This window comes from Bradyrhizobium sp. WSM1417 (assembly GCF_000515415.1).
In the GTDB taxonomy this organism is placed as follows: Bacteria; Pseudomonadota; Alphaproteobacteria; order Rhizobiales; family Xanthobacteraceae; genus Bradyrhizobium.
The window spans coordinates 1095329-1106291 of the sequence record NZ_KI911783.1 but is presented as its reverse complement, the minus strand read 5'-3'; the positions used below and the strand labels follow the sequence as shown (position 1 = coordinate 1106291).

The following is a 10963-nucleotide window of genomic DNA, read 5'->3' as shown; positions in this document are numbered from 1 at the left end:
GCGCTGCGGCACCGAGCACCGTCCCGGGCTCCGCGGCCGCAACGCCTCCGCCCAACAGGGCGCAATACGCGCCGCCGACGGTTGCGCCGGCTTTCCGAACCGCGCCGACGGTCGCAGCACCGCTGCCGCCAGCACCGCGTCCGCCGCAGCGTGACCTCACGCCGCTCGCGATCGGTGCAGGTGTGGTTGCCGGCGCCGTGATCGGAGCTACCATCGCCGACCTCCACAATCAGCGGCGCGAATCCGTCGAAGGCGGTCGCACCGTCTACACCGAGCCGGACCGCATCATCATCCGCGATCCCGGTGGGCAGACATACGTCCGCGGCAACGATCTCTATCGCTTCCGCTACGGCGCCCGCGACATCCGCACCGAGACTGTCGGCGCCGATACCCGCACCGTGGTGATCCGTCCCGATGGCAGCGAGATCATTACTGTTGTCGGTCCGGACGGTCGGCTGCTGCGACGCATCCGCAGGGATTCCCGCGGGCGCGAGCTCATCATCATCGACAACAGCTATCGCGATCCGCAGTCGGTCGGCGGCTTCTATGTCGACGCGCCGCCGCCGGTCGTGAACATTCCCTACGACCGCTATATCGTCGATGCCCAGGAGGCCTCGCCGGACGTGATCTACCAGACCATGCGGGCACCGCCGGTGCAGCGGATCGATCGGCGTTATACGCTCGACGAAATCCGCTACAGCCCCAATGTTCGCATGCAGATGCCGAGCGTGGACGTCAACTCGATCACGTTCGAGACGGGTTCGTGGACGATCCCACCGGATCAGGCGGCCAAGCTGCAAGTGATCGCCGACGGTCTCAATCAGGCGATCCAGGCCAACCCGCGCTCGGTGTTCCTGATCGAGGGACACACCGACGCGGTCGGCAACGACGTCGACAATTTGTCATTGTCGGACCGTCGTGCACAGTCCGCGGCCGAATTGCTGACACAGCAATTCAGTGTGCCGGCTGAGAACCTGACCTCGCAGGGCTATGGCGAGCAGTATCTCAAGGAGCAGACGCAAGGGCCGAGCGCGATCAACCGGCGGGTCACCGTCCGCAACATCACGCCGTTGCTCAACGGCGGCCAGGCCTCGCTGCCGCCGCCCCCGCCCGGCACCGCGCCGCCGCGGTAACGGCACGCGCAAACGCAAAATGGCCGGGAGCAATCCCGGCCATTTTTGTTTCTGTCATTGCGAGGAGCGAAGCGACGAACCAATCCAGACTGCCGCTGCGGAAAGATCCTGGATTGCTTCGCTTCGCTCGCAATGACGAATGAGGCAACAATCTCCGGGAACGTCAGCCCTTGTCGCTCTCCAGCCGGAAAATCTGCGAGCCTTCGCTGCCCGACAACAGGCCCGTGTCGCTATAGAGCTTCAGCTTGGCGCGGGTGTCGTTGATGTCGAGGTTGCGCATGGTGAGCTGACCGATGCGATCGGCCGGCGTGAACGCCGCGTCCTCGACCTTCTCCATGCTGAGCCGCTCCGGCGCATAGGTCAGGTTCGGGCTTTCCGTGTTGAGGATCGAGTAGTCGTTGCCGCGACGCAGCTCCAGCGTGACCTCGCCGGTAACCGCCCGGGCGACCCAGCGCTGCGCGGTCTCGCGCAGCATCAAGGCCTGCGAATCGAACCAGCGGCCCTGATAGAGCAGACGGCCCAGACGCATGCCGCTGATGCGGTATTGTTCGATGGTGTCCTCGTTGTGGATGCCGGTGACGAGGCGCTCATAGGCGATGTGCAGCAGCGCCATGCCAGGCGCTTCATAGATGCCGCGGCTCTTGGCCTCGATGATGCGGTTCTCGATCTGGTCGCTCATGCCGAGGCCGTGGCGGCCGCCGATCGCGTTGGCTTCGAGGAACAGCGCGACCGGATCAGAGAAGGTCTGGCCGTTCAGCGCGACCGGCTGGCCTTCCTCGAAACGCACCACGACCTTCTCGGCCTTGACGCTGCAGTCGTCACGCCAGAACGGCACGCCCATGATCGGGTTGACGATCTTGATGCCGCTGTCGAGGCTCTCGAGATCCTTGGCTTCATGCGTGGCGCCGAGCAGATTGCTGTCGGTCGAATATGCCTTCTCGGCGCTCATCTTGTAGGCAAAGCCCTGCGCCGTCATGAACGCCGACATCTCCGCGCGACCACCGAGTTCGTCGATGAACTGCTGGTCGAGCCAGGGCTTGTAGATGCGCAGGCCCGGATTGGTCAGCAGGCCGTAGCGATAGAAGCGCTCGATGTCGTTGCCCTTGAAGGTCGAGCCGTCGCCCCAGATGTTGACGCCGTCCTCCTTCATCGCCGCGACCAGCATCGTGCCGGTGACCGCGCGCCCCAATGGCGTGGTGTTGAAATAGGTGATGCCGCCGGTGGAGATATGGAAGGCGCCGGACTGGATCGCGGCGATGCCTTCATGGACGAGCTGCGTGCGGCAATCGACCAGCAGCGCTTTCTCCGCGCCGAACTCCATCGCCTTGCGTGGGATCTCGTTGTAATCGGCCTCGTCGGGCTGGCCGAGATTGGCGGTATAGGCGTAGCAGCGCGCGCCCTTCTGCTTCATCCAGAGCAGCGCCGCCGACGTGTCGAGGCCGCCCGAAAAAGCGATGCCTACTTTCTCACCCTTGGGCAGGCTTTTCAGGATCGTGGTCATGAGGCTTCCAATCGGTCTCGAAGGGCGGGTGTCGTTTCACGGGTTGACCGCGCGAATATCAAATTTCGCGGGGCTCGGCACCCCTTTAATGGCTCAAACTGACGGCTCGGCACTCGACTTGCGGCCGAACAGGCGCTGGCGCAGCCGGTAGGCGGGCATGTTCAGCCGGGTCAGGGCGGCATCGACCGCCTCGTCCGAAAACCGGGTCCGCGGCCAGCGGTAGATCAGCGCGTAGGCAAACCAGATCACGACGAAGGTGACGAGGCCGGCGATCGACACGTCGGTGAAGAAGTGACCGCCAAAGGCCATCCGCAGCCCGCTGGTCACGAGGCCGAACACCACGGCTCCGGCATAAGCGAGCGGCCGCCACGGCGGCGGCGCCAGTGCGGCGGGCGCCAGCGTCCAGAATGCGGTCGCGCCCTCGCCCGAGAAGAACGAGCAGTTGCGCGCGCAGCCGCCGCGCGGATCCCACCACGGCACGAATTGCTGGTCGCCGGTAAACTGCGTCACCACCACCGGGCGCGGCCGGCCCCAATAGGACTTGAAGGCGAGATTGGTGAGGATGCCGGCTGACAGGATGATCGTGACCAGCAGGAAGACGATCGCGCGCCCGGATACCATCAGCGGGCGGTCTGGCCTGAACATCTTGACCACGAGCGCGATCAGCGCAGGCAGCACGAACGCCCAGGCGACCCACATCGCGGCATCGCGCGCGAAGCCGGCCCAATCCTTCAGCTTGAGCGGAAACGACTTCGTATCAGGGTCGAAGAACAGCGCTGCGAGCTTGAGATCAAGCTCGGGATAGAGGCCGAAAACGACGCCGATCACGAGCCACAGCGCCAGGGCGATGAAGAGTCCAGTCCGGTTCATGGCGCGGGGTTTAGCCGAGTGGGAAGGGGATGAAAACCCCGTGGCAAGTCAGAAACTCACCGCACGTCCGGTCTTGAATTCGACGGCAGCGGCGGAGGCGGCTTGCGCGGCAGTGGCGGATTGCGCCAGGCGCCGGCATTGCGGCCGGCGATCAGCCAGTAGACGACACCGGCGACGATGCCGGCGCCGGTCATGATCTCCAGATGCCGCCGCACGATGCCTTCGAATTGCAGCGTGTCGGAATGAAACGGGACGAGCCCGAGATAGCAGGCGAGCCCCACGACGCCTCCGCCCACGGCATAGGCGAGTGCGCTGCGGATGTAGAGCGCCTCGGTGATCGCGACGATCACCGCCGCCGGCACCAGCGCAAAGCCGGAGACGAAGATGAAGCCGAACCCGAGCACGATATCGATCGTGCCCTGATCGACGGGACCTGCGCCGAGATCGGCGAACTCCGGAAACAACAGCGCGACGACGACGATCATGCCGCCGATGAAGCAGGCGGCGAGAAAGCCGATGAAGATGACGATGAGGCGGCCGATCAGGGACATGCAGAGGATGCCAACGTTACCGTCATTGCGAGCGAAGCGAAGCAATCCAGAGATGCGTCCGCGGAGGCAGTCTGGATTGCTTCGTCGCTGCGCTCCTCGCAATGACGGGGAAGCAACACAGTGCACCTACCAAGCTAATCCGTCATCGCCATAGCCCGCAGCGTCTGGCGTTCCCTGGCGGAAAGCTTTTCCGTCTCCGACTTGAGCTGGCCGCAGGCCGCCAGGATGTCGCGGCCACGCGGGGTGCGCACCGGCGATGAATAGCCGGCGTTGAAGACGTATTCGGAGAATTTTTCGATCTGGTCCCAGTCCGAGCATTCATAGGCGGTGCCGGGCCAGGGGTTGAACGGGATCAGATTGATCTTGGCGTGAATGCCCTTGAGCATCTTCACCAGCAGCTTGGCATCATCGAGCGAGTCGTTGACGCCCTTGAGCATCACATATTCGAAGGTGATGCGGCGCGCGTTCGAGGCGCCGGGATAATCGCGGCAGGCCTGCAGCAATTCCTTGATCGGATATTTGCGGTTGAGCGGCACCAGCTCGTTACGCAGCTCGTCGCGCACCGCATGCAGCGAGATCGCGAGCATCACGCCAATCTCCTCGCCCGCGCGCACGATATTCGGGACCACGCCCGAGGTCGACAGCGTGATGCGGCGGCGGGAGATGCCGATGCCTTCGTTGTCGCCGACGATCAGCAGCGCATCGCGCACCGCGTCGAAATTGTAGAGCGGCTCGCCCATGCCCATCATCACGATGTTGGTGACACGACGCGTACCGTCTTCGCGATCGGCCCAGTCGTTCAGACGATCCCGCGCGACCATCACCTGTCCGACGATCTCGCCGGCAGTGAGGTTGCGCACCAGGCGCTGGGTGCCGGTGTGACAGAAGGAGCAGTTCAAGGTGCAGCCGACCTGGGAGGAGACGCACAGCGTGCCGCGATCGGTTTCCGGGATGTAGACGCACTCGACTTCATGTGCCCGCTCGACATTGTCGCCGCTCGGCAGCCGCAGCAGCCATTTGCGGGTGCCGTCGTTGGAGATCTGCTCGGCCACGACTTCGGGCCGGTCGACGGTGAAATGTTGCGCGAGCTCGGCGCGAATGCCCTTCGAGACCGACGTCATCTCGTCGAAATTCTGGGCGCCACGGAAATACATCCAATGCCACAGCTGCTGCACGCGCATCTTGCGCTGCGCCGTTGCAACGCCGATCTCGCCGAGGCGATCGGCAAGCTCGGTACGCGACAGGCCGATCAGCGAGGGCCTCGCCGGCGGCACATAGGTTTCAAGCGGAGTCTTCTCCACCAGTATTGCGTTGTGCGGCTCGGTCATCGGTTGCATGGAATGGCCTGATTAGGTGGTCGTTCCGGGATGGTCCAAAGGACCAGACCCGGAACCTCGAGATTCCGGATTCGATGCTACGCATCGCCCCGGAATGACGGGAGAAAATCTGGAACCGCCCCTATATAGCAACCAGACCTGCCGATTGCGACCTTATCGACCGCAGGCTTAACGCCTGCAATCCTGCGCGATCTTGTCGAGCGCCTGGGCAAGGCCCTTCAGCGAAAAGGTGTCGGTCGTCTCGGTCCCCTTGGACGAGACGCCCTTGACCACGAGATCGGCGGATTTGCGCATGGCCTCGACCATCCGCTCTTCCTCGGCCGCGTTCTTGATCCAGAGACCATCGCCCTGCGAGTACATGGCGAAAGCGGCGCCGCCGACCTCGACCGAGGATTCAGAGCCCGGCTTGAGCGCGTAGCCGATCATGACCGAGACTTCGTTGTTGACCTTCTCCGCCGGGCGGGTGGAGACGAAGGCATAGGCAGGATCGCGCGGCCGATTCGGCGGGTTGGTCTTCGACGACGACGGCTTGGCCAGCGCGAAGCAGACTTTTTTTCCGTTGGGCGCGGCCGAATAAGCGCCCCAGGTGCCGAACTGACCGATCAGGGTCGGCTCGGCGCCGCCCGCAACCGCCGCGTGCGGGGCCACCGGCTTGCTCTCGGGCTTTGCAGCCGTCTTGCCGGTCGTATTGGTCGCCGGCGCAGCCGATTTCGGCGCGGCCTCTTTCGGTGCAGTTTTGGGCGCAGGCTGCGCCCGCGCGGAATCGGTGATTCCACAGGCCGCCACGCCCGTCATCAAAGCTAAAATCAGCACCCGCCACATGCTGGAGTGGTTCCCTCAATATTGTGACTGGAAGATGGCCCGGCCGCGCGTTGTCCCCGAGGCAGGGATAGCCGGGAAAGTCCAATTTGGGAAGGCAGTTAGCGAAGATCGCGGCGACTAAGCCCTGGATCGCGCCGCGCGCTGCTCCGCCCATTGCGCATCGGTCCAGCGCAACAAATCCTCGGCGCCCGAGCTGCGCAAATGCGCGCCACCGTCGATCACCACCATCTCGCCGTTGATGTAGCCGGCACGGTCGGAGACCAGGAAGCTGGCGAGGTCGGCAAGCTCGCTGTGCTCGCCGGCGCGTCCCATCGGGTTGCGCGCGGCCCATCCTTCGTCGCGCCCCTCGGGACGGAGCTGGCCCGAGGCGCCGGCGGTCGGGAATGGTCCCGGCGCGATCGCGACGGTGCGGATGCGCTTCGGGCCCCATTCCACGGCGAGACTTTTGGTCATCGCCAGCACCGCGGACTTCGCCATCGCCGACGGCACGGTGAAGGCGCGACCGGTGATGGTTGAGGTCGAGAGGATCGAGAGCACGACGCCGCCACGCTTGCCGTCGATCCAGCGCTTACCCGCGGCAAGCGTGCAATACATCGCACCATGCAGCGTCGGCGCGAGGATCGCATCCGCGGCGCGGAACGAGAGATGTTCGCTCTGCGCGATGAAGGTCGCAGCCGCATTGTTGACGAGAATATCGAGCGGCGCCTCGCGCCAGATGGCGTCCATCATGCTCTCGACGGCGGCGCCATCGCGGATATCGCAGGCGACCGTCGTGACCTTGCCGCCGGTCTCTTCGCGCATTTCGCTCGCCGCCGCATCGAGCCGATCGAGCTTGCGGCCGCAGATCACGAGCTCGGCGCCGAGCGCGAGGAAGCGGTGCGCCATCGCAGCACCGAGACCCGAACCGCCGCCGGTGACGAGGATGCGCTTGTCCTTGAGCAGGCCTGTTTCAAACATGGTTTGAATCCTTTGTTCTTGGTTCGTCGTTGCGAGCGAAGCGAAGCAATCTAGAAACCGTACCGCGGAAATAGTCTGGATTGCTTCGCTTCGCTCGCAACGACGAGGATAGGCCTGGATACGATTCAGACAAAGAAAGCGGATTGTCGGGCGTCCCTAAATCCGGCAGAACCAGCCCAACTATAAATCTGCCTCGAAACGCCAAGTGCTCTCAAGAAGGTGCCGCCATGAAAGCCATCCTTTGCTCGCAATATTGCCAGCCCGACGATCTCGTTCTGGCTGATGTGCCGGATCCGGTGGCCGGTCCCGGCGAAGCCGTGATCGCGATCAAGGCGGCGGCGCTGAACTTCTTCGATATCCTGATGATTCAAGGCAAGTACCAGATCAAGCCGCCGTTCCCGTTCTCGCCGGCCGCCGAAGTCGCGGGCATGATCGAAAGCATCGGTCCCGGCGTGACCGACCTGAAGGTCGGCGATCGAGTCGTCGCTTCCTGCGGTCACAACGGCGCGCGCGAAAAGATCGCGCTGCCGGCGGCATCGATCGTGAAGATCCCCGACAATCTCGATTATGACCGCGCGGCCGGCATTATCATCATCTACGGCACAGCGCTGCATGCGCTGGAAGATCGCGCCAGCCCGAAGCCGGGCGAGACGCTCGCGGTACTCGGCGCCGCCGGCGGCACCGGACTTGCCGCGTGCGAGCTCGGCAAGCTGATGGGCCTGAAGGTGATCGCCTGCGCCTCGTCGGACGAGAAGCTCGAATTCGCGAAGGCGCATGGCGCAGAACTCACGCTCAATTACGGCAAGGAAGACTTGAAGGAGGGCTTGCGAAAACTCACCGGCGGCAAGGGCGTCGACATCATCTTCGATCCCGTGGGCGGCACCTATGCCGAGCAGGCGCTGCGCTCGATTGCCTGGGAAGGCCGCTTCCTCGTGATCGGCTTTGCCGCCGGCGACATTCCGAAGATGCCGCTGAATCTCGCGCTGCTGAAGGGCTGCGACATCCGCGGCGTGTTCTGGGGCGCCTGGACGCGCCTCAATCCGGAAAAGAACCGCGCCAATCTCGAGAAGCTCGTGAAGTGGACGGCGGAAGGAAAGATTTCATCGCATGTCGACCGCGTCTTCCCGCTGGCACAGACCGCGGATGCGCTGAAGGTGCTCGCGGGACGTCAGGCCATGGGCAAGGTGATCCTGCATCCGTGAGGGTGTCGGCGCGTAGTGTGTCGCGACATCGTCACCACACACTCAGCTGTCGTCGCCCGGCTTGACCGGGCGATCCAGTACTCCGAGACGGTCGTGGTTCAATCGATAAGCCGCAGCGTACTGGATTTCCCGCCTTCGCGGGGAATGACGGCGGAGGATGCGGCGACAGCTACTGCGGCGCTTCCACGTCCACCTCATCCACCCCGCGCTTCAGCGCGGCGCGGGCGGCTTCGCGATGCTCATTCGTGATGTGGCTGGCGACCATGCGGATCGCGGTGGCGAGCACGGCGGCGTCATCGGTGAAGCCGAGGATTGGCATCACGTCGGGAACGAAGTCGAACGGCAGGATGAAATAGGCAATCGCGCCGAGCAGCGAGGCCTGGACATGGCGCGGCGTCTGCCGGTCGAACGCGCAGTAATAAGCCGCGAGCAGATCCTCTGCGAACGGCAGATGAGCGGCGACACGCTTCAGCTTGCGCCAGAAGCGGTGCCGAACGCTCTCACGATCTTCCGCTAGCCGGTCGGCCGGCTCGAAACCGACGCTGTGTTCGGCAGCCATGTTCGACAAACTCCCCGTTCCAGCCAAGGGCGGCATCAGGGGTGGCAGATCGCCGCATCCCGTGCTGATCACAAGATGGGGACCCGGCCGGCCCCTGCAAGACGTCAGCCTGGTGTCAGCTTGGCGATGGCGTTCATCGCTCTGGCGAGCTCGATGTCGAGCGCGCTGAGGCCGCCGGCGTCATGGGTCGACAGCACCACCTCCACCGTCTTGTAGACATTGCGCCATTCGGGGTGGTGATCCATCTTCTCGGCGACCAGCGCCGCGCGGGTCATGAAGCCGAAGGCCTCGTTGAAATCCTTGAAGACAAAGGTTTTCCCGATCGCGTCGCCTCCTTGAACCTCGGTCCAATCAGGCAGTCCGCCCAGCGCCTGCCTGCGCGCCTCCGCCGAGAGCCGTTCTGCCATCGTCGCCTCCGTCCTTCAGGGGAACTTTACCCTAACCCCGCACTGACGCCCGGGTTCACAGGGGATTAGACCCCATCCGCTAACCATGACGGAGATGTAACCCTGCCGGACAAGAAATTTGCTACACTTGCGGGCGTAAATCGCCGGCCAAGATGAAACTGAGCCTCAAGCGACTGTTCGGGAGATCGATGACCGGGGGATTGGACCTGGCCGAAGCGCCCACCCCGCCCTCGCCGCGATCATCGGCGCGGAAGACGGCGCTCGTGACTCTCGCGCTGGTGCTCGCGATCGTTGGCGCCCTCGCCGGCGGCTACTACTTTGCCATGCGACCGGTGACGCTGAAGATCGCGGTCGGCCCGGCCAACAGCGATGACGTCAAGGTCGTGCAGGCACTGACCCAGGCCTTCGCACAGCACAAGAGCTCCGTGCGGTTGCGCCCGATCCAGACCGACGGCGCCACCGCCAGCGCCAATCTGCTCGCGGAAGGCAAGGCCGACCTCGCCATCGTTCGCGGCGACGTCGACGTACCGAAGAACGCGCAAGCGGTTGCGACCCTGCGCAAGAACGTCGTGGTGCTGTGGTCCCCGTCCCGCAAGGGCAAGAAGAAGGGCGCGAAGATCACCAAGGTCGCGCAGCTCGCCGGACATCGGGTCGGCGTGGTCGGCCGCACCCAGGCCAACGTCAATTTGCTCAAGGTGATCCTGCAGCAATACGGCGTCGATCCCGCCAAGGTCGAGATCGTGCAATTCCCGGCCAATGAAGTTGCCGAGGCGATCAAGTCGCAGAAGGTCGATGCCTATCTCGCGGCCGGTCCCGTCAACAGCAAGATCACTTCGGACGCGATCGCCACTTCCGCCAAGGAGTTCGGCACGCCGACTTTCCTCGCGATCGATTCTGCCGATGCGATTGCGCAAAATCATCCGGTCTATGAAGCGGCCGAGATTCCCGCGGGCACTTACGGCGGCTCGCCCGATCGTCCCGATGACGAGGTCAAGACCATCAGCTTCTCGCACCACATCGTAGCGCGCAAGGCTGTGTCCGAAACCACCATCGCGGCGTTCACGCGTCAGCTTTTCTCCGTACGCCAGCAATTGGTGACGGAATTCCCGCTGGCGGCGAAGATCGAAACGCCCGACACCGACAAGGATGCGGTGATTCCCGTGCATCCCGGCGCCGCCGCTTTCGTCGACGGCGAAGAAAAGACCTTCCTCGACAGATACAGTGACTACATCTGGTGGACCCTGATGGCGCTCTCGGCCATGGGCTCGATCGGCGCCTGGTTTGCGGGCTATCTGAAGAAGGACGAGCGCGACAACAACAGCCATCTGCGCGAGCGGCTGCTCGACATGATCACCGCCGCACGAAAGAGCGAGATGACCGAAGATCTCGATCAGATGCAGACCGAAGCCGACGAGATCCTGCGCGACACGCTGCGCTGCTACGACCACGGCGCGATCGAGGAAGGTGCGCTCACCGCCTTCAACATCGCGCTCGACCAGTTCCATGCGGCGGTTGCCGACCGCAAGGCGGTGCTGTTCAGGCTGCCGCAGAACCTGCAGCGCACCGGCGCGCAATTCCGGGCCGCCGGCAACGCGTAAGCGCTTCGCGCGTAATCGCTGCGTCA

At 64.1% G+C, this 10963-nt stretch carries 11 protein-coding genes; 3 read left to right on the top strand and 8 right to left on the bottom strand.

Translation table 11 applies throughout. From position 1 onward, the window contains the following. On the top strand, positions 1-1133 hold a 1133-nt coding region (locus tag BRA1417_RS0105385; RefSeq protein ID WP_245286142.1), incomplete at its 5' end, for an OmpA family protein. Between the two features lie 163 nt (positions 1134-1296). Here BRA1417_RS0105385 and argG read toward each other — a convergent pair. The 6 genes from argG to BRA1417_RS0105350 form a co-directional block, all read right to left on the bottom strand. After that, entirely contained in the window at positions 1297-2634 is a 1338-nt protein-coding gene (gene argG, locus BRA1417_RS0105380) for an argininosuccinate synthase (protein WP_027514941.1), read from the bottom strand. Between the two features lie 93 nt (positions 2635-2727). Beyond that, the gene (locus BRA1417_RS0105375) at positions 2728-3504 is read right to left on the bottom strand and encodes a phosphatase PAP2 family protein (RefSeq protein ID WP_027514940.1); all 777 of its coding nucleotides are present in this window, start codon (positions 3502-3504) and stop codon (positions 2728-2730) included. Positions 3505-3560: 56 nt separating this feature from the next. Beyond that, positions 3561-4055, bottom strand: coding sequence for a hypothetical protein (locus BRA1417_RS0105370; RefSeq protein ID WP_027514939.1), 495 nt, complete (start codon positions 4053-4055; stop codon positions 3561-3563). A 134-nt stretch (positions 4056-4189) separates the two neighbouring features. Then, positions 4190-5392 carry a 23S rRNA (adenine(2503)-C(2))-methyltransferase RlmN gene (rlmN, locus tag BRA1417_RS0105365; RefSeq protein ID WP_035968358.1) on the bottom strand — a complete coding sequence of 401 codons (1203 nt, stop codon included), beginning with the start codon at positions 5390-5392 and terminating at the stop codon, positions 4190-4192. Positions 5393-5560: 168 nt separating this feature from the next. Then, positions 5561-6214, bottom strand: a complete 654-nt coding sequence (locus BRA1417_RS0105360) for an invasion associated locus B family protein (protein ID WP_027514937.1) — start codon at positions 6212-6214, stop codon at positions 5561-5563. Positions 6215-6331: 117 nt separating this feature from the next. Further along, a complete protein-coding gene (locus BRA1417_RS0105350) occupies positions 6332-7171 on the bottom strand; it encodes an SDR family oxidoreductase (RefSeq protein ID WP_027514936.1) in 840 nt (279 codons plus the stop codon). Between the two features lie 227 nt (positions 7172-7398). Here BRA1417_RS0105350 and BRA1417_RS0105345 point away from each other — a divergent pair, with 227 nt between their 5' ends. Further along, the gene (locus tag BRA1417_RS0105345) at positions 7399-8373 is read left to right on the top strand and encodes an NADPH:quinone oxidoreductase family protein (RefSeq protein WP_027514935.1); all 975 of its coding nucleotides are present in this window, start codon (positions 7399-7401) and stop codon (positions 8371-8373) included. 169 nt (positions 8374-8542) lie between these two features. On the opposite strand, the gene BRA1417_RS0105340 is transcribed toward BRA1417_RS0105345, so the two are convergent. Together BRA1417_RS0105340 and BRA1417_RS0105335 are read right to left on the bottom strand one after the other, a co-directional pair. Beyond that, positions 8543-8932: a YkvA family protein gene (locus BRA1417_RS0105340; RefSeq protein ID WP_027514934.1), complete on the bottom strand. Its 390-nt coding sequence runs from the start codon at positions 8930-8932 to the stop codon at positions 8543-8545. A gap of 104 nt (positions 8933-9036) precedes the next feature. Continuing rightward, positions 9037-9339: a 4a-hydroxytetrahydrobiopterin dehydratase gene (locus tag BRA1417_RS0105335; RefSeq protein WP_027514933.1), complete on the bottom strand. Its 303-nt coding sequence runs from the start codon at positions 9337-9339 to the stop codon at positions 9037-9039. Between the two features lie 152 nt (positions 9340-9491). Between BRA1417_RS0105335 and BRA1417_RS0105330 the strand changes: the two genes are divergently transcribed. Further along, a complete protein-coding gene (locus tag BRA1417_RS0105330) occupies positions 9492-10937 on the top strand; it encodes a TAXI family TRAP transporter solute-binding subunit (protein ID WP_027514932.1) in 1446 nt (481 codons plus the stop codon). The last annotated feature ends 26 nt before the right edge of the window (positions 10938-10963 follow it).